Origin of the sequence: Ruegeria faecimaris (assembly GCF_900182615.1) — a bacterium.
Lineage (GTDB): Bacteria > Pseudomonadota > Alphaproteobacteria > Rhodobacterales > Rhodobacteraceae > Ruegeria > Ruegeria faecimaris.
In genome coordinates, this window is sequence record NZ_FXTE01000001.1 from 157,448 (window position 1) to 181,232 (window position 23,785).

Sequence of the window (23,785 nt, forward strand, 5' to 3'; positions counted from 1 at the left end):
GGGCTGGATTGCCCAACCCTGTTGCTCTTTATTCGGCTGCTTTCAGCGGTGAACCGGTCGGTTCTTTCCCAGAACTGTCAGCGCTCGGATCGTCGGTACGCAGCTCATCATCCCAGACCATTTCGGTTGCCTGAGCATTCATCGCGGCTTTACCGATGGCCATATCCAGCGCCACCTGGCTGGATTTTCCCGCTGTAGCACGAGCCAAAATCTTACCCAACCAGATGGCATAGGTTGTCACCCAGACCCGCATAGCCAAAAGCGAAGGCGTCACGATCAGCGTCAGTACCGTCGCGATACCAAGGCCAAAGACAACTGCGGTTGCCAGCTGTTTCCACCACAGCGCTGTGGGGCTGTTGATCGAATACCCGCCGTTGATAAAGTCCAGCGACAGCCCGAACATCATCGGGGTAAGGCCAGCCATCGTGGTGAGTGTGGTCAACAGAACCGGACGAATGCGTGCCTCGGCGGTGCGTATGATCGCCTCGATCCTTGGCATGTACTGGCTATATTCCTGATAGGTGTCGATCAGAACAATGTTGTTGTTCACCACGATCCCTGCCAGAGCCACAATACCCGTTCCTGTCATGATGATCGAGAAGGGCTGTTGCATCACCATCATACCGATCAGAACACCTGTTGTGGACAGTACCACGGCCAGCAGAACTAGGATCGAATTGTAGAACGAGTTGAACTGCGCGAGCAGAATAACGAACATCAGCCCCAACGCGCCCATAAAGGCATTCACAAGAAACGCCCCGGATTCGGCCTGATCCTCCTGATCACCTGTCCATGTCCAGCTGACGGAACTGCCAAAAGGATCGGTTTCCAGCCATTCAGTCAACACAACAATCCGTTCGTTCGGGTTAATCAGACTGGTGCGCGCGTCACCGGATTCGATCAGCGTGCGCAAATCATCGGTGCTTTCTGCCTCGGTCAGCATGATCAGTTCGAACTGAGTCCCATCGGGAAATGCCAATGCGGTAGCTGTTGGGATTTCATCCTCTGCGAGTTCACGCACCACTGCCAATCTTTGATCGGCGCCATCCGGTCCTGTGACCACAACATTGCTCAGGCCGGGCTCAACATCCGCCTTCACGTCAAAATAACGTTCCTGATCGACACGGTTGATTTCGGCCAGTTTGGCGACTGGTTTGCGCGAGACAAAGTTGGACAGTGGCACCAATCCATCGACCGTGCGGACCTTGAGCGTGTCAAGCGTTGACAAGACACGATCCTGATCAGGCAGGCGAACACGGATTTCGATTTCATCATCCACGTTGTCCGGGCGCATTTCGCCCAGCAAAAGGCCACGCGTAACAAGCTGTACCATCGCACCGACGGTGGCTACGTCTGCGCCAAACCGGCCTGCTTTGGCGACATCAACGTCAATCTGCCAATCGATACCGGGCAGGGGCAGCGTGTCCTCGATCTTAATAAGGCCCGGGGTGGCGTCGAATGCCTCACGTGCGGCCAAAGTGGCTGATGTCAGCTCTTGCCAGCCATCGGCCTTGATACGCAGATGGACAGGTTTGGAAGAGCCTGGCCCTTGCTCAAGCGGCAAGGTCTCAACGATGATCCCCGGTAGCTGCGCAAGCTCCCTGTTCAACTCTTCCAGAACATAGTCGCCGTCATAGTCTGGCGCCACTGTGTGCCGGTCCAACAATCCTCCGAAAATCGGTTCCGAGACGTTCGGTCTGTCTTCCCAAGGGATGATTTCGAACTGAACCTGACCAACGGTATCCGCCGGGGATTGGCCACCAGGTCCACCGGTGTCCAAACCACCTTCACCAGCGAATGCAAAGACGTTGATAACAGCCGGGTGCGCACTGATAATCTCTTCTGCGGCGAGTACCATCTGGTCCTTTTCGGCCAAAGAGATATTGCCGCGCGCACGGACATAGGCCGTGGCCTGCTCTGGTTCGCTTTCAACGAAGAATTCAACACCGCGGTTGTTTTTCCCAAATGCGGTCATGACTGAAGCTACAGCAAGGCCAATCACCACAATTGATACAATCGGCATGATCGGGTTGCCCACAAGGAATTTCACCACATGCCCAAAGCGTGTGTGTTCGCGGCTGGTCTGCACATGCTCAACCGGGGCGCGTTCGATTTTTGCCGCGCTCAGGGTGACCGACCCGGCAAACGCACCAAGCATGAACAGGATCATACCAAGAACCGAATTACCTGAATCGACCAAGTAGTCCGGGTTCAGTGTCTGCATCGCCCCCAGGAAGATCAGGTATAACGACGGGGGAACCATCGCTGCCCGAATCCACCAGGCTGTTCGCGCCCTCAGCCAGTTCGACGACCGGTCAAACACGCGGCTCAGGCGGCCGGAAACGCCGCCCATCACGGGCAGGTAGATCAGTGCAACGATTAACGACGCCGACAGAACAAATATCAGCGTAACTGGTAGCATCCCCATGAATTCGCCCGGAACGCCGGGCCAAAAGAGCATAGGCAAGAAGGCGCATAATGTCGTAGCTGTCGAGGATACGATCGGCCAGAACATCCGTTGTGCGGCTTCGACATAGGCATGCATGGGACCCACGCCCTCGTTGATCCGCTTGTCGGCATATTCAACCACCACGATGGCCCCGTCGACCAGCATTCCGACCGCAAGAATCAAACCGAACATGACGATGTTCGAAATGCTGACCCCCATCACCGCAAGGAATGCAAAGCACAGCAGGAATGAGGTTGGAATCGCAAAACCCACCAGCAGGGCGGCACGGGTCCCAAGCGAGGCCAGAATGACAATCATAACCAGCGCAATAGCGGTAAGAACCGAACCCTCAAGCTGGCTGACCATCGACCCTACGATCCGGCTCTGGTCATTCGAGGTGCCCAGTTTGATCGCCGCCTGCATCTCGGCTGGCCATTTGGATTGGGCCGCTGCGATAGAGGCTTTGACCTCGTCGACCGTGTCGATCAGGTTATAGCCTTTGCGTTTGACGACCTGCAGTGCCACGGTGGCCTCGCCGTTGAAGCGGGCGGTGCCTTCGCGATCTTCGAAAGTATAGTTGATTTGCGCCAGCTCGCCCATGGTCACGACGCGGTCGCCATTGACCTTGACGGGTAGGTCATACACGTCCTGGGCGGTCTTGAAAGACGAAGGGATCTTGACCGAGAAGGTGCCTTGATCGGTTTCCACCTCACCAGCGGCGATCAGCTGGTTGTTGTTCTGAACAACATTGATCAGCTCGGCGGCGGTAACGTTATACGCTTCCAGCCGCAGCGGGTCGATGATCACCTCTAGCAATTCGTCTCGATTGCCGGCTATCCCTGCCTCAAGCACGGAATCCAATGCTTCCAGATCATCCTGCAAATCTTTGGCGACACGGGCCATTGTTCTTTCAGGAACAGCCCCGGTCAGATTGACAATCACAATCGGGAATTCAGAAAAGTTGATCTCGGTCAGGGTATATTGCTCAGCCCCTTCAGGAAAATCGGCCTGGGCGCTGTTCATGGCGTCGCGGACATCGGCCATGATCGCCGTCTTGTCCCATCCAAAATCGAATTCCAGCGCGACGCCGGCATAGCCTTCGGCAGCCGTCGACGTCATTTCTTTGAGACCGTCCAGATCAGCCAGCTCGGTTTCCATCGGCTTGACCAGCAGGTTTTCCGAGTCTTCAGCGGAAATGCCGGGGAACTGAACCGAGACGAAAAGCGCAGGGATTTCGATATCCGGCTCACCTTCTTTCGGCAGGCCAACATAGGCGTATCCACCTACGATCAAGGAAATCGCGATAAATGCCAGAACCATTCGGGCTCGGCCAGCGGCCCAGCTTACTATTCCGGTCATTGCGCTGCATCCCGATAAGTTGGCTCAACCATCACGCCGCGAGTCACGAATTCTTGCCCGACAATGATGATGTCCGCCGTTTCCGGCAACCCGTCGACCCAGACACCTTCGGAGGTGTCGCGCAACAAAGTGACCGGCAGGAAATCCACAATGTTCCCATTTCCAACGGTCCGTACACCAACTTTGCCATCGTTATTCAGCGTCAGTGCGGACTGAGGCAACAGATGTGCCTTGGTCCCTTCAGCCGAGATTCGGATGTCCGCAGTCTGACCGTCCCGAATTGTCAGGTCGGGGTTAGGAACGGTAATCTCGACCTCAAAGGTCCGGGTGGTCTCATCGGCCGACCGGCTAAGGAAGGTGACCCGCCCAGAGACCTGAAGCCCCGAGATCAGCTGGGCCGAAGCCTCGGACCCTACGATGATCCGGTTCACATCTGCCTCGGGAACAAACCCGACCAACTTGATTGGGTCCAACTGGATCACAGTTGCACACAGCGACCCTGGTTGCATAAGGCTTCCAAGCTCAGCTGTGTCACTTTCTAACAGACCCTTGAATGGAGCTTCGATCGTCTGGCGTTCGATTTCACGTTCGGCGGCCTCGACTTCGGCTGATGCCGCTTCGATACCGGCGCGTGTTGCTTCCAGCCCGGCTTCGGCGCTTTTGATACCAGCCTGGGCTGTACTCATTTCTGCCTCGCTGGAAATCCTGCGGGTTTCCGACCCAAAACCGGTCTCTGATAGCTTTCGTGCGGCTTTCAAGTTGATTTCGGCTTCGGCTACGCGCGCATGTGCCTCCAGCAGACGCGCTTCGGCTTCGGGCACCCGGCTTTTGGCTTCAAGCTTGGCGGCTGCTGCTTCGGCCAGGCTTGCCGGACGGGTGCCTGGATCCAGCTCACATAACAAATCACCGGCTTCGACAAAACTGCCCTTGCGCTTGGGTTCTGATACGACAGTTGACGTCGTTTCGGCCAGAACTTCGACCTCGCGGTTTGCTCTGGTTTGTCCACGCAGAGTCACTGCACTGTCTACTTCGCGGGCGACAGAGCGCTGTGCAACTACACGGATTACGTGCCGATCCTCTGCGGGAATTTCAGAAGATTCTGCCTCGGACGTAGTGCCCGGGTTTGAATCTTCGCGGCCGGCGAATGCTAATAATGCATCCCTTTCGAATACCAAATAGAATAAGGCAACAATCACCAAAAAGGCGTTTACGAATGAAATCAAACGCATACAGGGTCTCTCCCAGAATTCTTTGCCGACTGTCCCTCGGCGCGCATGCTTAGAAATGGGGGCGGGGCCTCATCTTTTCCACACTAAACTGAATAGTTCGGTTCACTTTTTTCTGCAAGGGTATCCGCAGGTGGGGGAATTGTATGAAATCGGACCCTTGGCTTGGCAATGGCAGCGGGGTATGACATTGCCCAATATCACAGAACACAAGCCCGGGGAGCAGGGATGAGCGACGTCGACAGTTTCATTGATGAGGTGACCGAAGAGGTGCGCCGCGACCGTCTGTTCTTGCTTTTGCGCCGTTGGGGTTGGGTTGGCGTAGTGGCGGTTGTTCTGATCGTTGGTGGTGCCGCGTTCAACGAACTACGCAAGGCGCGCGCAACCAGTCAGGCACAGGATCTGGGAGATGCGATTCTGGCCGCTATGGCACAGAATGAGTCCGCCGATCGTGCCGATGATCTTGCCTTGGTACCTGCACCAACACCCGGTGGAGATGCGATTGTAAAGATGCTGCTTTCTGCCTCGCAGACCGAAATCGAGTCCGGGCAGGGCGCTGTTGAGAGTCTGAACGCCATTGCGGTTCAGGGTGATCTGCCTGAAATTTACCGGGCCATCGCGACCTTCAAGGCTTTGCTGCTGCAAAGCGAGACAATGCCGGTAGCAGACCGGCGTCAGCAATTCGAAGCGCTGGCCGTGCCGGGAGCCCCATTGCGGTTGCTGGCAGAGGAGCAACTGGCACTGATCGAAGTGTCCGAAGGTCAAGTCGATGCCGCCATTTCCCGTTTGCAGGCAATGCGGCAGGACGCTGAAATCGGCGTAGATCTGCAGCAACGCGCAACACAGTTGATTGTTGCGTTGGGTGGTGAACCGGAACCGCTGGTCGCACGGCAAAGCTGAACCGGTAGAAAATAAATGACAGGCAAGTTCGGAGTATCATGGTGATTAGTCTCTTCCCCCGTATTGGGTTGCCGGTCGCGGTTGTTTCCCTGACATTGCTGGCGGCTTGTCAGGAACCCGAGGTCATCCTGCCCGGAGCTCGTGAGGACATCCGACCCACATCCGACAATGAAACGGTTGAGACTCAGGGGGCCAAGCCGATCAGCCTTCCTGCCCAGACGGCCAATGCCAACTGGTCACAAAGCCCGGGAACCGCGGCGTATCGGACGACAAATGCCTCTTTGCGTAATACTCCACAGAAACTGTGGTCAACGTCGATCGGTGATGGAGATTCGCGCAAGCAGCGCATCACGGCCGAGCCGGTCGTTGCAGGTGGTTTGGTCTACACGCTGGATTCCGGAGCGACCGTTTCAGCGGTCTCACCGCAGGGGCAGGTTGCCTGGAGTACAGATCTAATCCCTGGCACCGACGGGGATTCAGATGCAACTGGCGGTGGATTGGCCTATGCCAATGGCGTTCTTTATGTGTCTTCTGGTTTTGGTCGCCTGACCGCTCTGGATGGCAAAACCGGTGCCATTCGTTGGCAAAAGCGCCTGAATGCTACGGGCAGCGGCTCACCTCTGATCAATGATGGCCTGCTGTATCTTGTCGCCGGAGATGAAATCGGATGGACGATTGATACAAAAGATGGGCGCATCCTCTGGCAGGTTCAGGGTACCCCAAGCGTTGGCAATGTTTTGGGCGCGCCTGCGCCGGTGATTGCCTCGGATTTCTCGGTGTTTGCATTTGGCTCGGGCGATATAGCTGCAACCTTCCGCAGAGGTGGTATTCGCCGCTGGAACGCGTCGGTTGCTGGTGGGCGTCGCGGGCGCGCCGCAGCGCAGATCGTTGACGTAACAGGCGGCCCGATGGTGGTCGGCGATACCATCTATATCGGCAACCATTCGGGCCGCACCGTGGCATTCGATTCCACTTCGGGTGAGCGGAGATGGACCGCGGATGAAGGTGCCGTTGATACGGTTTGGCCGGCTGGAAACAGCATCTTCCTGATTAGTGATCGCAGTCAGTTGGTGCGTTTGGATGCCTCGGATGGCTCGATTGTGTGGGCGCAGGACTTGCCTGGTTTCGTCAAGGACAAGCCCGGTCGGCGTGGCGCAATCTATGCGCATTACGGGCCGATCATGGCTGGTGGGCGTATCGTTGTTGCATCGAACGATGGGTATCTAAGGTTCTATAACCCGCTCGACGGCACGCTGGTTCACCGCGTCGAGGTTCCCGGTGGTGCCACTACGGCGCCAGTTGTTGCCGGGCAAACCTTGTACGTCGTTTCGACCAAAGGTGAACTGCACGCTTTCCGTTGACGACAAGATGCGCTAAAGGGCGCGTCTGAGTCTTGAAAGTTGAGTAACATGTCCCTGACCCTCGCTATCGTGGGGCGCCCCAATGTGGGCAAATCCACTTTGTTCAACCGCCTCGTCGGCAAACGACTGGCATTGGTCGACGACCAGCCAGGTGTTACGCGCGATTTGCGCGAAGGCGAAGCGCGTCTGGGCGATCTGCGCTTTACCGTTATTGATACGGCGGGTCTTGAGGATGCGACAGACGACAGCCTTGAAGGCCGGATGCGACGCCTGACCGAGCGCGCCGTGGACATGGCTGATGTGTGCCTGTTCATGATCGACGCGCGTGTTGGGTTGACGCCCACAGATGAGATGTTTGCCGAGATTCTGCGCAAACGATCGAAACACGTGATCCTTGCGGCCAACAAAGCCGAAGGTTCGGCGGCTGATGCCGGTGTGCTCGAAGCTTATAATCTGGGTCTGGGCGAGCCGGTCCGCCTGTCGGGTGAACATGGCGAGGGGATGACCGATCTTTACGCACATCTGATGCCTCTGGCTGATGCTGCTGCGGAAAAAGCGATCGAAGAAGCGCCCGTAACTGATATCGAGCTTGATGAAGACGGCGAAGCCGTAACCCCGTTGATCACCGACGCCAAGCCGTTGCAAGTTGCAGTTGTTGGTCGCCCGAATGCCGGAAAATCCACCCTGATCAACAAGATCGTTGGCGAAGATCGCTTGTTGACCGGACCCGAGGCCGGGATCACACGCGATGCAATCAGCCTGCGGATCGACTGGGCCGACCCCGAGGGTGAAAGCACGCCGATGCGGATCTTCGATACGGCGGGGATGCGCAAAAAAGCCAAGGTACAGGAAAAACTTGAGAAGCTTTCTGTATCGGATGGTTTGCGTGCAGTAAAATTTGCCGAGGTTGTGGTGGTGTTACTGGATGCGGCGATTCCGTTTGAACAGCAGGATCTGCGCATCGCGGATCTGGCCGAACGCGAGGGCCGAGCCGTCGTTGTCGCCATTAACAAATGGGATATCGAAGAGGACAAGCAGGAAAAACTGCGCGATCTGAAAGAATCGTTCGAACGTCTTCTGCCGCAGTTGCGCGGCGCTCCACTGGTCACGGTTTCCGCCAAAACAGGGCGGGGGCTTGAGCGCCTGCGTGCTGCTATCCTACGCGCCCATGATATCTGGAACCGGCGTGTGCCGACTGCTGCTTTGAACCGTTGGTTGATCGCAATGCTGGAACAGCACCCGCCGCCAGCGCCGCAGGGTCGCCGGATCAAGCTGCGGTATATGACACAGGCCAAAACCCGCCCCCCTGGATTCGTGGTTATGTGTTCGCACCCCGACAAGATGCCTGAAAGCTATAACCGTTATCTGGTCAACGGCCTGCGTGAGAGTTTCGATATGCCCGGGACCCCCATCCGACTGACCTTGCGCGGACAGGGAGACAAGAACCCTTACAAGGGACGGCGTAAGAAAAACGCAGGTGCCTTGGCCAAACATTTGAAGGGACGCGCGTAACTGCGCCAATCTGTTGCATTTTTCATCTCGGGGCGTGACAGCCCTTTGATGGCGCGCTAGCATTCGCTGGCGCGCTTTTGTTTCCAAGCGTGTCGCTTGTTTGCGGGAAGACCGCACTCGTTTTTAGAATCACATTGCAACGGGCCATTGTGGGGAGCCGACGGAATGGATTTGAGAGAATACACACGTCAATACGCGGTTCAGGACAATGGATTGGCCGCGATCAGCTACTTTGGGACTTTCGCGGTTTATTTCTCATCGTTGGCATTAGCCATCATCTATGTGGACCGCTGGTATGTTATGATGCCTGCCGGGGTGGTTTTCGCGTTTTCCGCTGTTCGCCTTTACGTGCTGCAGCACGATTGCGGCCATCATTCGCTATTTGAAACGCGTGCACAGAATGAATGGGCAGGGCATGGGCTGTCCCCGTTCACTTTCGCTCCATTCGAAGTGATGAAGCAAAATCACAACCTGCATCACTCCGGCATCGGCAATCTGGAACATCGTGAGACCGGCGAAATTCATACCATGACCGTGAGGGAATGGAATGCGGCGAACTGGTGGTCGCGGCTGTATTATCGCCTATACCGCAACCCGTTTGTCCTAGTACCGGTCGGAGCACTGTTTACTTATTTCATTCGCTACCGCTGGCCCAAGAATACGGTGCGGTTCGGCGTCAAAGGCGTGCTGCTGCACAACCTGTCGATCCTGATTTTCCTGGGCCTGCTGTATCTGATCGCCGGTGCGACCGGTATATTGGTTTGGGTGGCCTTTTCCTTCCTTGGCGGGATGCTGGGAGTTTTCCTAGTCTATCTTCAGCATAATTTCGAAGACACATACTGGGACCGTCGCCCAGATCTGGATCCGAAATTGGCTGCGCTGCAGGGGTCGTCGGCGCTGGATTTCGGCTGGTGGTTTGATAATGCGGTGGCCTGCATCACATTGCACGATATACACCACTTCAACGCGCGCATCCCCTCTTACCGGCTGCGGGAATGCCACTATAACCTCCCGTCCGAGTATACGCCGCGCCGGATCAAATTCCCCGAGGCGGTAGCGGCTTTGAATCTGAAACTTTGGGATGAGGACACCAAACGGCTTGTACCTTTCCCTCCTAAGGATCAATCCCGGGTGCTGGCCCGTAGCAGCTAGCCGGTATTCCGGCCCGATGTGAGAAGGAAAGGAACTCTGATGACCGCAGTGACCGATGTAAAGGGTGTAGGCGAGGCGCTTGGGCAAGCGTTGATTGCCAATGGCTTCAAGACCGCAGAAGACCTTGCGAGCGCGAAACCCGCAGAGCTCGTCAAAGTTCCCCGCATTGGTGTGGCACGGGCACCGGTTCTTATTGCGGCGGCGAAAGCAGCCGTTTCAGCCAAAACCACGACTGCGCGCGCAGCAACCAAGCGCCCAGCTGCTCGGAAGGGCGTTACTGCTGCCTCCCGGAAGCGGGCTGAGGAAACCGCCCAGAAGGCTGCTGAAGAGAAAGCCGCTGCTGAAGCCAAAGCGCGAAAAAAGGCCAAGGCAAAAGCCAAGGCTGAGAAAGCTGCCAAAAAGCTGCTGGAAATGGAGGCCGCATTCTCAAAGGCAAAGGACAAGGTGAAAGCCAAAGCCAAAAAGGATAAAAAGTCCAAAAAGGACGACAAGAAAAAAGATCAAAAAAAACAGGACGCCAAAGAGATAGTGGGCAAGAAGAAGAGTAAGAAAAAAGATAAGAAAAAGACGAAGAAGTAGACCTCCTCCGCCTTTTGATTTTCTCAGGACCGGCGCAGTTGGTTAGCGCCGGTTTTCTTATGCCAGCGTGCCGTCCCGCTGTAAGGTCAGTTTACCGCCAAGATAGGGGGCCAGAACCTTGGGCAAGGTCACGGTACCATCGGCGTTCTGACCATTTTCCAGCACGGCGATCAAGCAACGACCGACAGCCAGGCCGGAGCCGTTCAGTGTATGGACGTATTCCGGTTTGCCACCCGCTTCGGGGCGGAACCGCGCGTTCATGCGGCGGGCCTGAAAATCACCACAAGTCGAGACCGAGCTGATCTCGCGATAGGTATCCTGTCCGGGCAACCATGCCTCGATGTCATAGGTACGGCGCGCGCCAAAGCCCATGTCGCCCGTACACAGGATCACGGTGCGATAGGGTATGCCCAATTTTTCTAGAATACCTTCGGCGCAGCGTAACATGCGCTTTTGTTCCTTATCCGATTTATCCGGATGGGTGATTGAGACCATCTCGACCTTTTCGAACTGGTGCTGGCGCAGCATCCCACGGGTGTCTCTGCCAGCGCTGCCAGCCTCGGACCGGAAGCACAGGGAATGCGCGGTATAGCGGCGAGGCAGATAGCTTTCGTCGATCAGCGTTTCATTGACGATATTGGTCAGCGACACTTCGGAGGTCGGGATCAGCCACCAGCCTTCACGGGTCTGATAGCTGTCCTCGCCAAACTTCGGCAGTTGCCCGGTGCCCTGCATCATTTCGGACAGAACCAGAACCGGGCCGTTGACCTCGGTTAGTTCGTTTTCGTTGATATGTGTGTCCAGCATGAACTGCGCCAATGCGCGGTGAATGCGGGCTACGCCACCGGACAGCAGCACAAAACGCGAGCCGGACAGTTTCGCGGCAGTCTCAAAATCCATACCGGTCTGGACGGCTTCGATCTCAAAATGCTCTTTGGGCGCAAAATCCAGCGTGGGCGGAGCGCCCCAGCGGTTGACTTCGACATTGTCGTTTTCATCCGCGCCTTCGGGCACATCTTCGGCGGGCAGGTTGGCGATGCGGATCAGTTGATCGGTCAGAAGGGCGTCCAGATCCTTGGCCTCGGTCTGCATCTGGGCGATCTCGGCCTTTTTCTCGGCGACCAGCGCGCGCAGGCGCTCGAACTCGACCTCATCGCCACGACCCTTGGCCGCACCAACCTCTTTGGAAGCCTTGTTTTGCTCCGCCTGAGCGGTTTCTGCGGCCAATATCTTGGCGCGGCGGCTTTCGTCCAGGCGCAACAGGTCCGACGACACCGGCGCGTCCCCACGGCGCGCAAGGGCGGCGTCGAAAGCGGCTGGGTTTTCGCGTATGGCGCGGATGTCGTGCATGGTTCAGGTCCTTAAATGCGTGAATCACTGAACCTGCTTATGCACCATATGAAAGGCAGGGTGTAGCACCGGTTACGACTTATCCGTTCCCTCGTGTGCTTCATGTGCCAGATGGCCATCCCAGCCTTCAGTGGGGATTTTCGGCTCGGGTGGATCGGCGATGTAAGACGGGGTCATAATCTGCACATTGTTCTCATTGAACACAGCCACAATATTGCGATGCAGGTCTGACCGAATTTTCGGGATGATGCTGCCCCGCGTAGTATAGCCGTTGATCTGATAATTGATCGCATAGTCGGCCAGAGCGGTCCACAAAACGAATGGTTCTGGCTTTGCCTTGATTGCCTTTGTTCGGCGCGCGGCTTCGATCAGCATCGCTTCGACCTTCTCCGTAGGCTCCTCATAGCCGATACCAACAGTCGTATGCAGCAACAGCCCGCTACCATCTGTTTTCTTTGAAAAGTTGATCACATCCGAATTCATCAACTGCGCATTTGGGATCGAGATCAACTCGTTCTTGATCGACTTCAGGTGGGTCTCCATCAGCTTGATCCGTACAACGTCGCCGATGTGGTCGCCGATCTGGATGCGATCGCCGATCGAGGTTGAGCGGCGGTAGATCACAAACAGCCCAGCCAGCATGTTGGAGACCACCGAATTCGCGCCAAGCGATAGCATCGCACCCACCAGAATAGTCAGCCCCTGAAACGCTGCGGAATCCGAGCCTGGGATATAGGGTACTGCAAACACCAATGCGATCAGGATGACCAAAACGCGGGCAATGTTGAATGTCGGGTTTACCCAATGGCTTTCAAAATCGCCCAGTTCGAATGTGCCGGCCTCGACCGCGTCAAAGAACACGCGCATCCCTTTGATGATATACATCGCCAACCAGGCGATCAGCGCCAGCATGATAAGGTTGGGGATATAGCTGACCACTCCTTTGAAGATCAGCAGAACCGGTTCGGTCAGATAGGTCAGCAACAGCTGAGCGAAATACCGGGTTTCGGCAAAGGAAAGCAGAACAAAAGACAGGTAGTAGTAAAAGCCCAGAAAGAAGACGACCAGCAATATGAAGTTCAGACCGTAACTGACGAGGGCTGCAATGGCTTCGGCTTGAACGCTTTTGGCTGTTGCCGTTTCCACGTCCTTCAGATGGCGCGATACGAATTTCAGGGTACGACGTCTGATGCGCCGGTGCAGCCACAGAATAATGGCGATGAATACGGCAAACCCCAGCGTCCAGCCCAAAGCCTCAAGCGCGCCGGATACACGCGCCTGTTCGGTTCGGTTTGCGCGGTAAGCGACAATCGCATCATGGATGGCCGAGCCATGGAGATAGGTGATGACGTCCAGCTCCATCTGGTCCATTTCGGCATCGGCGACGGTGACCGTCGATACCGGCACGCCATCAACCAGAATACGCGTGCCCAGTTCCGTATCCTCATAAGTGACAGTAACTTCGGGATTTTCCGAGGACAGGGCCACTTGGATAATGTTGTTCTGAACGGTCTCGGCCCGTTCGGGCGCGGGCAGGGCGCTGGATCCGCGCAGGAAAAACAGGCTTTCGCCGTCGATGATGACCGGCGCTTTGAAATTCTCTGATTGTTCAGAGGTTTCAGGCGTTTCGATTGGCGCATCCTGTGCTAGCGCCATCGCTGTGCTGAACATAATCCAGACAAGCGTGAACCAGATGCGCGAAAGCGTGCCAAGCGTTTGGATTAATTGAATCATCGGTCCTCCTGCCGGCCAACTATATCCCAGCCGAGCCCGGATCAAAGGACCGATCTGCGACCCCGGTGTATTTCTTTGATCATTATGAGACAATCATTGTAAAAACCTGTGCTGCCATTCCTTGCAAACAGGTGGTTCAGAGAATAGGTTCTCGCAAAATTTGCGGAGCATTTTCGCAGTACCAAACCAAAAGGAATATCCCATGGAAGGTGGCGCAATCGCCCAGTTTCTCCCGCTGATCCTGATTTTTGCGATCATGTATTTCCTGCTGATCCGTCCACAGCAGAAGAAAATGAAGGAACATCAAGCCATGGTCGAGGCCGTGCGCCGGGGCGATCAGGTCGTTACCCAGGGTGGGCTGATTGGTAAAGTGGCCAAGGTCAAAGAAGGCGACAACGAGATCGAAGTCGAAATCGCCGAGGGAGTCAAAGTCCGCGTGGTTAAATCGACCATTTCGCAGGTTCTGAACAAGACTGAGCCGGCGAAGTAACTTCGCGATATAATCCCTTGAAAAGGCAGGGTAATGCTGCAAATTGATACCTGGAAGCGGGTTCTGATCTGGCTGGTCTGCGTGACTGGCTTGCTGATGGCCCTGCCGAATGCGTTTTATACGCGCGTTGAACAATCCAATGACGCCAAGGCGGCGATTGAGCTTGGCGTCGACACTCCTGAAATGCAGGCCGAGGCGGCGCAATGGCCGAACTGGCTGCCGTCGTCGCTGGTCAATCTAGGGCTGGATCTGCGTGGTGGCGCGCATCTTTTGGCCGAAGTTCGGGTGGGTGACGTCTACGAATCCCGCATGGACGCCATGTGGCCCGAAATTCGGGATGCGCTGCGGGACGAACGTGCCACCGTGGGCACCATCCGTCGCCAGGACTCGGCGCCTGCTGAGATTCGCCTTCGCATCAGTCAGCCCGAGGGCATGTCCCGCGCGCTGGAGGTTGTCCGCGGTCTGGCCCGTCAGGTGCAGACCCTCAGCGGTGTAGGGGCCACGGATATCGAGGCTCGCGCCGAAGGTGATACGATCATTGTGCAACTTTCTGAGGCCGAGAAGCTGGCCTCAGACGACCGCACCGTGCGTCAATCGCTGGAAATCATTCGCCGCCGGATTGACGAGGTGGGCACCCGCGAGCCGACCATCCAAAGGCAAGGCACCGACCGTATCCTGATCCAGGTGCCAGGTATCGGCAGCGCAGGAGAGTTGAAAGAGATCATCGGCACGACCGCGCAACTGACCTTTAACCCCGTCGTTGGGCGCGGAACCGACCCCGATGCGGTAGCGGGCGTTGGCGAAGAGGTGGTGCCGTCGATTGACGAAAATGGCGTCTATTACACGTTGGATGCCGCGCCTGTTGTAACGGGCGAGGAACTGGTCGATGCGCAGCCCGCGTTTGACCAGAATGGCCGCCCGGCGGTGAGTTTCCGCTTTAACACCTCAGGCGCGCGCAAATTTGGTGATTACACGCTGGAAAACATCGGGGCACCCTTTGCCATCGTACTGGATGACGAAGTGATCTCAGCCCCGGTGATCCAAAGTCATATCCCCGGTGGGTCTGGTATCATCACCGGTAATTTCACCGTTGAGGAAAGTACAAATCTGGCTGTCCTGTTGCGCGCAGGGGCACTGCCCGCCGGGCTGGAGTTTCTGGAAGAAAGAACCATCGGTCCCGAGCTGGGCCAGGACAGTATCGACGCGGGTAAGGTGGCAACCATCGTGGCCTTTGTCGCGGTGCTGACATTCATGGCGCTCAGCTATGGCCTGTTTGGTATCTTCGCCAATATTGCGCTGATCATCAACGTTGGCCTGTTGTTCGGTCTGCTTTCCCTGATTGGGGCGACGTTGACCCTGCCTGGGATCGCGGGGATTGTTCTGACGGTAGGTATGGCGGTGGATGCCAACGTACTGATCTTCGAGCGTATCCGAGAGGAACTGAAATCTGCCAAAGGTCCTGCCCGCGCGATTGAGCTGGGTTATGAAAAAGCGCTGTCGGCCATTCTGGACGCCAACGTGACCACCTTCATTACCGCTGTAATCCTGTTTGCTATGGGCAGCGGGCCAGTGCGCGGGTTCGCAATCACTTTGGGTCTGGGTATTCTGACCTCGGTCTTCACCGCGATCTTCGTGACGCGCCTGATGATCGTGATTTGGTTCGAACGCCGCCGTCCGAAAACGATCGAGGTTTGACATGAGACTGAAACTCGTACCCCAGAATACCTCGTTCGATTTCTTCAGTCGCTGGAAGATTTGGCTGGGTATCTCGGCCTTGATGATGATTGTCGCGTTTACGTCATTCATGCTGCAGGGCCTGAATTTCGGCATTGATTTCCGTGGAGGGACCACCATTCGGACCCAAAGCGCGCAGGAAATCGATGTCGGCACATATCGTGACGCTATTGCGCCGCTTGGACTTGGCGACGTGACGATCACCGAGATTTTCGATCCGAGCTTCGGGCCAGATCAACATGTCGCGATGATCCGCATTCAGGCGCAGGATGATGCTGAGGCTGTCAATGCGGCCACGATTGAACAAATTGGCGAAGCTCTTGCCGCAGCGGACCCCGGGTTGAAACTGCCCTTCGAAAGCGTCGAATCTGTAGGACCCAAAGTCTCGGGAGAGCTTATCCAGACCGCCGTAATCGCGGTGGTGCTCGCCATTGGGGCGGTGCTTGTCTACATCTGGCTGCGGTTTGAATGGCAGTTTGCGCTGGGGGCTGTCGCTGCGCTGGTGCATGACGTCATCCTGACTATCGGCATCTTTTCCGAACTGCAGATCCGCTTTGATCTGGCGATCATCGCTGCGCTGCTGACCATCGTGGGCTATTCGTTGAATGATACGGTGGTCGTGTTCGACCGGGTGCGCGAGAACTTGCGGAAATACAAGAAAAAGGACCTAAAGGAGGTTCTGAACATTTCGATCAACGAAACGCTCAGCCGGACAGTCATGACCTCTGTCACCACCTTGCTGGCGTTGATTTCGCTCTATGTTCTGGGCGGGGATGTGATCCGCGGGTTTGTCTTTGCTATGATTTGGGGTGTGATCGTAGGTACCTATTCGTCCGTCTTTGTGGCCTCAACCATCCTGTTGTGGCTGGGCGTCAAGCGCGACTGGTCCAAGCCATCAAACACTTCTGGCAACCAGTTTGCCAACATCGATGCCTGAGTATTTTGGCCAGTCCCCCACAGGGCTGGCCATCATAGTTTTTGCTGCCTTTCTTGGCGGTGTAGTGCGCGGCTTTTCCGGATTTGGGACCGCCCTGATATTCCTGCCAATCGCAACCCCATTCCTTGATCCTTTCAAGGCGCTGACCTGCCTGACAATCATGGATATACTGGGCCCGCTGCCCAACCTTCGCCGGGCCTGGCGCGAGGTCGACAGGGGTGATCTGGTCCGTCTGGTGGGAGGGTGCGCACTCGCTCTGCCATTGGGGCTGTGGTTGCTGACCGCGGTCGATCCACATGTATTTCGCTATACCGTTAGCCTGTTGGCGTTTCTTATGCTGGCTATTCTGGTGTTCGGTCTGCGCTATCACGGTCATGTCAGTCGCAAAATGGTTTTGGGAATAGGAGGCGCTGGTGGGTTTTTGGGCGGTGTCGCGGGCCTGCCCGGACCGGCCGTTATCTTGTTCTATATGTCTCGACCTCTGCCCGTGGCCGTGATCCGTGCGACGATCCTGTTATACCTGTTCGCCTTTGATTTTCTGCTGCTCGGGTACCTGACTGGCATGGACCGTATCACGCTGCCTGCTGTGATATTGGGTCTGGTTCTGGCGGTCCCCAACCTGGCTGGTAATTGGCTGGGTGGTTGGATGTTCCGGCCCGAGCGGGAAAAGCTGTATCGTGCCGCTGCGTATCTGGCGATAGCGCTTGCAGCCTTGTCGGGCTTACCGCTTTGGGGCTAGATGCCTCCTATGCGTATGAATGAAATCTCTTATGACAATGCGGCCCCTGTTGACGGATATGGTCCTGGGTTTTTCCGCATCGGTGGTCAGGTCTATGACGGGTCGGTACTGACCGGCCCGGCAGGATCAGCGAAATGGGGCGGGTACGACGACAGGGATGGTCTGTTGAAATTGGCGGGTCAGGTCGATGTGCTGTTTATTGGAACCGGCGCTGAGCTGGCCCATATTCCTTCTGATCTGCGCGCCGCCTTGGAAGATTCGGGGATCGGGGTTGAGATCATGAACTCTCCGTCCGCGTGCCGCACATACAATATCCTGTTATCCGAAGGGCGCCGTATTGCGCTGGCGCTGCTACCGGTCTGATCGGATTCTTTTCCTCTGTCCTTGCGCTTAGATGCCACCCAAATACGTTGCTGTCGGTATGCTGCGGCAAATCCCGCCTTTTGCCTCTGACGGCAATAGGATAAGCGGGATTCATGACATTGACCGTGACCGACCTGTCGATCGCCCGAGGGGGCGTTCCTGTGCTGGAAAATCTCAGCTTTTCGCTGGAGCCCGGAAAGGCGCTTATCCTACGCGGGCCGAACGGGATCGGTAAAACAACGCTGCTGCGAACGCTGGCAGGCCTGCAGCCTCCGCTTGAGGGGCAGATCGACGGGGCTGAGGACCGGATCGCCTATGCCTCACATTCCGACGGACTCAAGCCGACTCTGACCGTGGTGGAAAACCTGTCGTTCTGGGCGCAGGTCTTCGGCAGTCACAGCATTCAACCGGCCTTGGACGCGTTTGCTTTGACTGAGCTGTCGGATCGCCATGCCGGCAATCTGTCGGCAGGCCAGAAACGTCGATTGGGGTTGGCGCGGATGTTGGTCACCGAACGACCCATCTGGATGTTGGATGAGCCCACTGTGTCGCTGGATAAGAATGCAGTGCAGATGTTTGCTGACGCGGTGCGCGCGCATCTGGGGCAGGGTGGGTCTGCCTTGATTGCCACCCATATCGACCTTGGTCTGGACGGAGAGGTCCTGGATGTGGGGCCCTACAAGGCTAAACCGAAACCTGTCGATGATCTCGACGGAGGTTTCCTGTGATCGCCCTGCTTTTACGTGATTTGAAACTGGCCTTCCGTGCGGGCGGAGGGTTTGGCCTTGGCCTGGCGTTTTTTCTTATCGTCACCGTGCTGGTGCCTTTTTCAGTTGGCCCGCAATCCGCGTTGTTGTCCACGATTGCACCTGGCGTGCTATGGCTGGGGGCACTTTTGGCCTGCCTTCTGTCACTTGACCGGCTGCTTGCGCTGGATTGGGAGGACGGCTCGCTCGACCTATTGGCGACCGCGCCCCTGCCGTTAGAAGCGGTCATAACGATCAAGTCTTTGGCGCATTGGCTGACCACGGGCTTGCCACTGGTTCTGGCTGCGCCCTTCCTGGGCGTTCTGCTTAATTTGCCTTTGCCCGGCTTTTTCTGGCTTGTCGTCTCACTTTTGATTGGCACGCCCGCGATGAGCGTCATCGGAACCTTTGGTGCCGCTCTTACGGTCGGCTTGAAACGCGGCGGATTGCTGCTGTCGCTTCTTGTGCTGCCTCTTTATGTACCGACATTGATCTTCGGGGCCGAAGTCGCGCGCCGCGGCGCAACCGGAATGGAAACGCAGACACCCTTGTTGATGCTGGCTGGGATCACTGCGGCGACGATTGCCCTGTTACCTTTTGCCAGCGCCGCCGTGTTGCGCATTAACCTACGGTGACACAGTGTAACTTTGACGGATGTCAATTGAGAATGAACCCGACTCGGACTAGATAAGGCCCATGTCTATCGCAGCCAAAGCCAATACCCTCTGGGAATATGCCAATCCGCGCAAGTTTCTTGCCACCAGTGAACGGGTGATGCCGTTCTTCTGGGGCGCGGCTTTGGTTTGCATCGTCATTGGTCTGGTGTGGGGATTTTTCTTCACACCCGATGATTACAAGCAGGGATCGACCGTCAAGATCATTTACCTGCATGTGCCCGCCGCACTGATGGCGATTAACTGCTGGCTTATGATGCTGGCGACCTCTCTGGTTTGGCTGGTTCGCCGTCATCATGTCAGTGCGCTGGCTGCGCGCGCGGCCGCACCTGTGGGCATCGTGATGACATTGATTGCGTTGGCAACCGGGGCGATTTGGGGGCAGCCCATGTGGGGCACCTGGTGGGCCTGGGATCCACGTCTGACCTCATTCCTGATCCTGTTCCTCTTCTATTTGGGCTATGTCGCCTTGTGGGAGGCGATCGAAGACCCTGATACGGCTGCCGATCTGACCTCGATCCTGTGTCTGGTGGGGTCGGTCTTTGCTATCCTCAGCCGTTATGCGGTGAATTTCTGGAATCAGGGGCTGCATCAGGGCGCTTCTGTCCTGCGGGCTGGTGCCGTGACTGGAGCGGATACCGAAGAGAAGGTCAGCAATATCTATTTCTATCCTCTGCTGCTGTGCATTGTCGGGTTCGTGTTGTTGTTCATCGCCTTGGTACTTTACCGCACGGGTACTGAAATTCGCACGCGTCGGACCAAGACTCTGCTGGCGCGGGAAAGGGCAAACGGATGATCCCTGATCTTGGAAAATATGCCGATACGGTGCTCTGGTCCTATGTGGTTTCCATCGGGCTTTTGCTGGCGCTGGTTCTGGTCAGCGTGATGAGGGGCCGCAAGAGCCAGGCTGAACTGGAAAAAGTTGAACAGAGGATAAAGCGCAATGGCTAAGATCTCGCCCCTGATGATTGCGCCTCCGTTGATATTTGGTGCCTTTGCTGTACTTGCTGGTATTGGCATGTTCCGTGATGACCCAAACGCTTTGCCCTCGGCCCGTGAGGGCCAAACCGCGCCACCGGTTGTATTAACAGATTTTGCAGGCAAGCCACAATTTGACGACGCAACGTTGCGCGATGGACAGATCAAGCTTGTGAATTATTGGGCCAGTTGGTGCGCGCCCTGCCGGGTGGAACACCCAAACCTGCAGGCCCTGTCGGATGAAGGCATTCCTGTCTACGGTATCAATTATAAGGACAAGCTGGAAAATGCCGAGGCATTCCTGAACGAACTTGGTGATCCCTATACGGGTATCGGCCGGGATGAACAGGGACGCATGGCGCTGGACTGGGGCGTTTACGGCGTACCGGAAACCTATGTGGTCGATGGCGACGGAACCATTATCCTGCGCTTTGCTGGGCCGATTACCCAGCGCGTCATCGAAGGAACTATTCGGCCCGCTTTGGAAAAGGCTAAGGCCGATTAACGCGGCAGGGTGAGGGAAGAAACACCAGTCTTCTGAATGATCTGGTCACAATCATCCATCTTGGTGCTGTCACCGTCGCCCCTCTGGTTGGGCAGAACCAAGTGGGAGGTCGGTGAAAAAGCCAGGCACAGTATCCTGGCGCAAATGGAACGTAAAAAGGGCGCCCGACCGGGCGCCCTTTTTAGATTGCTCAGAGATCTTAGTCGGTCTTGGCCAGGTTCCGCAGCACGTAATGCAGCACGCCACCGTTTTCGATATATTCGATTTCGGGCGCGGTATCGATGCGGCACTTAAGGGTTATGGTTTTCTCAGAACCGTCACCGTAGGTGATGGTGCAGGGCACCTCTTGCAGCGGCTGGATCGTATCCAGACCGTGGATCGAGACGGTTTCATCACCCTTCAAGCCCAGCGTCTTGCGCGAGTCGCCACCGGTGAATTCGAACGGTACAACGCCCATGCCAACCAGGTTCGAGCGGTGGATACGCTCAAAACTTTCGGCGATTACCGCTTTGACACCCAGCAGAGCCGTGCCTTTGGCCGCCCAGTCGCGCGACGATCCGGCGCCGTATTGCTCGCCACCGAATACAACCAGCGGCGTGCCCTGTTCCTGATAGGCCATCGACGCGTCATAGATTGAAGTCTGCTCTCCATCGGGGCCTTTTGTATAGCCGCCTTCAACCGCGTCCAGCATCTCGTTCTTGATGCGGATATTGGCAAAGGTGCCGCGCATCATGACCTCGTGGTTGCCACGGCGCGACCCGTAAGAGTTGAACTCGCGCGGTTGCACCTGACGGTCGGTCAGATACTTGCCAGCCGGTGTTGTCGTGGCAAACGAGCCTGCAGGCGAGATGTGGTCAGTGGTGACCATATCGCCCAGAATGGCCAGAACCTTGGCGTCTTCGATGTTCGAAATTGTGCCCGGCTCGGTCCCCATGCCCTGGAAGTAGGGCGGGTTCTGGATATAGGTCGAGGTCGGTGGCCAGTCATAGGTTTCGGCATCGGTGGTATCGACCGCTTGCCATTTCTCGTCGCCTTTGAAGACGTCTGCATATTTCGACAGGAACGCCTCACGGGTGACCGTCTGTTCGACCAATTCCGCCACTTCTTGCTGGGTTGGCCAGATGTCTTTCATGAAGACATCATTGCCGTCCTTGTCCTGACCGATCGGTTCTGAGGTCAGGTCGATATCCATCGTACCGGCCAGCGCATAGACCACGACCAGCGGCGGTGAGGCCAGGTAGTTGGCGCGAACATCCGGACTGATACGGCCTTCGAAGTTGCGGTTACCCGACAAGACCGACGTGGCTACCAAATCGCCCTCGGCAATCGCCTCAGAGAGCTCTTTCTGGATTGGACCCGAGTTGCCGATACAGGTGGTGCAGCCGTAGCCGACAAGGTTGAAGCCGATCTTGTCCAGATCTTCCTGCAGGCCAGCGGCCTCAAGATAAGCAGAAACAACCTGCGATCCCGGTGCGAGCGAAGTTTTGACCCAAGGCTGACGGTTCAGACCCAAGGCTGCGGCTTTGCGGGCCACAAGACCAGCGCCGATCATGACATACGGGTTCGAGGTGTTGGTGCAGGAGGTGATCGAGGCGATCACAACCTTGCCCGATTCCAGGGTATAGTCTTCGCCTTTGACGGCGACTTCCTTACCCATGGGTCGCTTGAACGTCTCGGCCATTTCCCTGGTGAACGCCGCCTTGGCACCGGTCAGAGCAACATAATCCTGGGGGCGCTTTGGGCCCGAGATCGCGGGAACGATGGTGCGCATGTCCAGCGACAGGGTGTCGGTGTAGATCGGTGCGTAATCTGCGTCGCGCCAGAAGCCGTTTTCCTTGGCATAGGCTTCGACCAGCGCGATGCGGTCTTCGTCACGGCCGGTATTGCGCAGATAGCGCAGCGTCTCGCCGTCAATCGGGAAGAAACCACATGTCGCGCCATATTCCGGGGCCATGTTGGCGATGGTTGCCCGGTCGGCCAGCGGCAGACGGTCCAGACCTTCGCCGAAAAATTCGACGAATTTGCCCACAACACCCTTTGCGCGCAGCATTTCGACGACCTTCAGAACCAGATCGGTTCCGGTCGTACCTTCAACCAGATCTCCGGTCAGCTCAAAGCCGACAACCTCGGGGATCAGCATCGAGATCGGCTGACCCAGCATAGCGGCTTCGGCCTCGATCCCGCCGACGCCCCAGCCCAGAACGGCCATGCCGTTGACCATGGTGGTGTGGCTGTCGGTGCCGACCAGCGTGTCGGGATAGGCAACCTCGTTGCCATCCTGATCCGTGTCGGTCCAAACGGTCTGCGCCAGATATTCCAGGTTCACCTGGTGACAGATCCCGGTTCCGGGGGGCACAACGCGGAAGTTGTTGAAGGCGCCCTGACCCCATTTCAGGAACTGATACCGTTCCATGTTGCGTTCGTATTCGCGGTCAACGTTCATCTGGAACGCGCGCGGGTTGCCGAATTCGTCAATCATGACCGAGTGGTCGATGACCAGATCAACGGGGTTCAACGGGTTGATCTTCTGCGCGTCACCGCCCAGAGCCTTGATACCATCGCGCATGGCGGCCAGATCGACCACCGCCGGAACGCCGGTGAAATCCTGCATCAACACGCGGGCAGGGCGATAGGCGATCTCGCGGGGGTTCTTGCCACCTTTGGCGCCCCATTCGGCAAACGCCTTGATGTCGTCGACCGAGACGGAAAATCCGTCATCTTCGAACCGCAACATGTTTTCCAACACCACCTTCAGGGCGGCGGGCAGTTTCGAGAAATCACCCAGGCCGGCCTCTTGCGCGGCGGGGATCGAGTAATACGAGATGGACTTGCCATTCACGCTCAGGCTGCGGCGTGTCTTGGCGGTATCCTGTCCGACTTTGATGGGCATCTGTGGCCTCCCTCTCAAATGACGTGGAATATGGGATTCGCTGAGGGCTATCTGCATCACCCAAGCGCGCGGTTCAAGGTCCAACAGACCAGGTGCGGCAATTTTTG

The 23,785-nt window shown here is 56.7% G+C and carries 20 protein-coding genes; 15 read left to right on the top strand and 5 right to left on the bottom strand.

The features are described 5' to 3' along the window. Positions 1-28: 28 nt before the first annotated feature. Together FN806_RS00790 and FN806_RS00795 are read right to left on the bottom strand one after the other, a co-directional pair. Complete coding sequence (locus FN806_RS00790; RefSeq protein ID WP_142633062.1) at positions 29-3,808, bottom strand: efflux RND transporter permease subunit; 3,780 nt, start codon at positions 3,806-3,808, stop codon at positions 29-31. Further along, the gene (locus FN806_RS00795; protein WP_142633064.1) at positions 3,805-5,037 is read right to left on the bottom strand and encodes an efflux RND transporter periplasmic adaptor subunit; all 1,233 of its coding nucleotides are present in this window, start codon (positions 5,035-5,037) and stop codon (positions 3,805-3,807) included. The genes FN806_RS00790 and FN806_RS00795 overlap by 4 nt, the downstream gene beginning before the upstream one ends. Positions 5,038-5,262: 225 nt before the next feature. Here FN806_RS00795 and FN806_RS00800 point away from each other — a divergent pair, with 225 nt between their 5' ends. The 5 genes from FN806_RS00800 to FN806_RS00820 all read left to right on the top strand — a co-directional run bounded on the left by FN806_RS00800 (position 5,263) and on the right by FN806_RS00820 (position 10,538). Continuing rightward, positions 5,263-5,934, top strand: coding sequence for a hypothetical protein (locus FN806_RS00800; RefSeq protein ID WP_142633066.1), 672 nt, complete (start codon positions 5,263-5,265; stop codon positions 5,932-5,934). Positions 5,935-5,972: 38 nt separating this feature from the next. Continuing rightward, complete coding sequence (locus FN806_RS00805; RefSeq protein WP_142633068.1) at positions 5,973-7,295, top strand: PQQ-like beta-propeller repeat protein; 1,323 nt, start codon at positions 5,973-5,975, stop codon at positions 7,293-7,295. A 48-nt stretch (positions 7,296-7,343) separates the two neighbouring features. Continuing rightward, complete coding sequence (gene der, locus FN806_RS00810; protein WP_142633070.1) at positions 7,344-8,807, top strand: ribosome biogenesis GTPase Der; 1,464 nt, start codon at positions 7,344-7,346, stop codon at positions 8,805-8,807. Positions 8,808-8,972: 165 nt separating this feature from the next. After that, positions 8,973-9,959: a fatty acid desaturase gene (locus tag FN806_RS00815; protein ID WP_142633072.1), complete on the top strand. Its 987-nt coding sequence runs from the start codon at positions 8,973-8,975 to the stop codon at positions 9,957-9,959. A gap of 39 nt (positions 9,960-9,998) precedes the next feature. Then, positions 9,999-10,538, top strand: a complete 540-nt coding sequence (locus FN806_RS00820; RefSeq protein ID WP_142633074.1) for a helix-hairpin-helix domain-containing protein — start codon at positions 9,999-10,001, stop codon at positions 10,536-10,538. 57 nt (positions 10,539-10,595) lie between these two features. Here the strand turns inward: FN806_RS00820 and serS are convergent, their stop codons facing one another. Beyond that, positions 10,596-11,888 carry a serine--tRNA ligase gene (gene serS, locus FN806_RS00825; protein WP_142633076.1) on the bottom strand — a complete coding sequence of 431 codons (1,293 nt, stop codon included), beginning with the start codon at positions 11,886-11,888 and terminating at the stop codon, positions 10,596-10,598. A gap of 72 nt (positions 11,889-11,960) precedes the next feature. Then, entirely contained in the window at positions 11,961-13,622 is a 1,662-nt protein-coding gene (locus FN806_RS00830; protein WP_142633078.1) for a mechanosensitive ion channel family protein, read from the bottom strand. Positions 13,623-13,824: 202 nt separating this feature from the next. On the opposite strand from FN806_RS00830, the gene yajC reads away from it, so the two are divergent. From yajC to FN806_RS00880, 10 genes are all read left to right on the top strand, one after another. Next, the gene (gene yajC / locus FN806_RS00835; RefSeq protein WP_142633080.1) at positions 13,825-14,112 is read left to right on the top strand and encodes a preprotein translocase subunit YajC; all 288 of its coding nucleotides are present in this window, start codon (positions 13,825-13,827) and stop codon (positions 14,110-14,112) included. 33 nt (positions 14,113-14,145) lie between these two features. After that, a complete protein-coding gene (gene secD / locus FN806_RS00840; protein ID WP_142633082.1) occupies positions 14,146-15,807 on the top strand; it encodes a protein translocase subunit SecD in 1,662 nt (553 codons plus the stop codon). 1 nt (position 15,808) lies between these two features. Next, positions 15,809-16,783, top strand: a complete 975-nt coding sequence (gene secF, locus FN806_RS00845) for a protein translocase subunit SecF (RefSeq protein WP_142633084.1) — start codon at positions 15,809-15,811, stop codon at positions 16,781-16,783. Further along, positions 16,776-17,522 carry a sulfite exporter TauE/SafE family protein gene (locus FN806_RS00850; RefSeq protein ID WP_142633086.1) on the top strand — a complete coding sequence of 249 codons (747 nt, stop codon included), beginning with the start codon at positions 16,776-16,778 and terminating at the stop codon, positions 17,520-17,522. The genes secF and FN806_RS00850 overlap by 8 nt, the downstream gene beginning before the upstream one ends. Before the next feature lie 9 nt (positions 17,523-17,531). Beyond that, positions 17,532-17,885 carry an Mth938-like domain-containing protein gene (locus FN806_RS00855; RefSeq protein ID WP_142635082.1) on the top strand — a complete coding sequence of 118 codons (354 nt, stop codon included), beginning with the start codon at positions 17,532-17,534 and terminating at the stop codon, positions 17,883-17,885. Between the two features lie 113 nt (positions 17,886-17,998). After that, positions 17,999-18,613, top strand: coding sequence for a heme ABC exporter ATP-binding protein CcmA (gene ccmA, locus FN806_RS00860; RefSeq protein WP_142633088.1), 615 nt, complete (start codon positions 17,999-18,001; stop codon positions 18,611-18,613). Then, a complete protein-coding gene (gene ccmB / locus FN806_RS00865) occupies positions 18,610-19,266 on the top strand; it encodes a heme exporter protein CcmB (protein ID WP_142633090.1) in 657 nt (218 codons plus the stop codon). The genes ccmA and ccmB overlap by 4 nt, the downstream gene beginning before the upstream one ends. A 61-nt stretch (positions 19,267-19,327) precedes the next feature. After that, on the top strand, positions 19,328-20,101 hold the full coding sequence (locus tag FN806_RS00870; RefSeq protein WP_142633092.1) for a heme ABC transporter permease: 774 nt from the start codon (positions 19,328-19,330) through the stop codon (positions 20,099-20,101). Next, positions 20,098-20,256, top strand: coding sequence for a heme exporter protein CcmD (gene ccmD, locus FN806_RS00875; RefSeq protein WP_185956600.1), 159 nt, complete (start codon positions 20,098-20,100; stop codon positions 20,254-20,256). Before FN806_RS00870 ends, ccmD begins: the two co-directional genes overlap by 4 nt. Further along, positions 20,249-20,788, top strand: coding sequence for a DsbE family thiol:disulfide interchange protein (locus tag FN806_RS00880; RefSeq protein ID WP_142633094.1), 540 nt, complete (start codon positions 20,249-20,251; stop codon positions 20,786-20,788). Before ccmD ends, FN806_RS00880 begins: the two co-directional genes overlap by 8 nt. Positions 20,789-20,987: 199 nt before the next feature. Here the strand turns inward: FN806_RS00880 and acnA are convergent, their stop codons facing one another. Further along, entirely contained in the window at positions 20,988-23,678 is a 2,691-nt protein-coding gene (acnA, locus tag FN806_RS00885; RefSeq protein WP_142633096.1) for an aconitate hydratase AcnA, read from the bottom strand. Positions 23,679-23,785: the final 107 nt, after the last annotated feature.

Excerpts from the sequence above, each read along its gene's own strand:
- FN806_RS00870 (WP_142633092.1), top strand. The coding sequence starts at position 19,328 with ATGTCTATCGCAGCCAAAGCCAATACCCTCTGGGAATATGCCAATCCG.
- ccmA (WP_142633088.1), top strand. The coding sequence starts at position 17,999 with ATGACATTGACCGTGACCGACCTGTCGATCGCCCGAGGGGGCGTTCCT.
- FN806_RS00795 (WP_142633064.1), bottom strand. The coding sequence starts at position 5,037 with ATGCGTTTGATTTCATTCGTAAACGCCTTTTTGGTGATTGTTGCCTTA.
- der (WP_142633070.1), top strand. The coding sequence starts at position 7,344 with ATGTCCCTGACCCTCGCTATCGTGGGGCGCCCCAATGTGGGCAAATCC.
- FN806_RS00820 (WP_142633074.1), top strand. The coding sequence starts at position 9,999 with ATGACCGCAGTGACCGATGTAAAGGGTGTAGGCGAGGCGCTTGGGCAA.
- secD (WP_142633082.1), top strand. The coding sequence starts at position 14,146 with ATGCTGCAAATTGATACCTGGAAGCGGGTTCTGATCTGGCTGGTCTGC.
- FN806_RS00815 (WP_142633072.1), top strand. The coding sequence starts at position 8,973 with ATGGATTTGAGAGAATACACACGTCAATACGCGGTTCAGGACAATGGA.
- FN806_RS00790 (WP_142633062.1), bottom strand. The coding sequence starts at position 3,808 with ATGACCGGAATAGTAAGCTGGGCCGCTGGCCGAGCCCGAATGGTTCTG.
- FN806_RS00805 (WP_142633068.1), top strand. The coding sequence starts at position 5,973 with ATGGTGATTAGTCTCTTCCCCCGTATTGGGTTGCCGGTCGCGGTTGTT.
- FN806_RS00800 (WP_142633066.1), top strand. The coding sequence starts at position 5,263 with ATGAGCGACGTCGACAGTTTCATTGATGAGGTGACCGAAGAGGTGCGC.
- FN806_RS00850 (WP_142633086.1), top strand. The coding sequence starts at position 16,776 with ATGCCTGAGTATTTTGGCCAGTCCCCCACAGGGCTGGCCATCATAGTT.
- ccmD (WP_185956600.1), top strand. The coding sequence starts at position 20,098 with ATGATCCCTGATCTTGGAAAATATGCCGATACGGTGCTCTGGTCCTAT.
- serS (WP_142633076.1), bottom strand. The coding sequence starts at position 11,888 with ATGCACGACATCCGCGCCATACGCGAAAACCCAGCCGCTTTCGACGCC.
- FN806_RS00855 (WP_142635082.1), top strand. The coding sequence starts at position 17,532 with ATGCGTATGAATGAAATCTCTTATGACAATGCGGCCCCTGTTGACGGA.
- FN806_RS00830 (WP_142633078.1), bottom strand. The coding sequence starts at position 13,622 with ATGATTCAATTAATCCAAACGCTTGGCACGCTTTCGCGCATCTGGTTC.
- FN806_RS00880 (WP_142633094.1), top strand. The coding sequence starts at position 20,249 with ATGGCTAAGATCTCGCCCCTGATGATTGCGCCTCCGTTGATATTTGGT.
- secF (WP_142633084.1), top strand. The coding sequence starts at position 15,809 with ATGAGACTGAAACTCGTACCCCAGAATACCTCGTTCGATTTCTTCAGT.
- yajC (WP_142633080.1), top strand. The coding sequence starts at position 13,825 with ATGGAAGGTGGCGCAATCGCCCAGTTTCTCCCGCTGATCCTGATTTTT.
- acnA (WP_142633096.1), bottom strand. The coding sequence starts at position 23,678 with ATGCCCATCAAAGTCGGACAGGATACCGCCAAGACACGCCGCAGCCTG.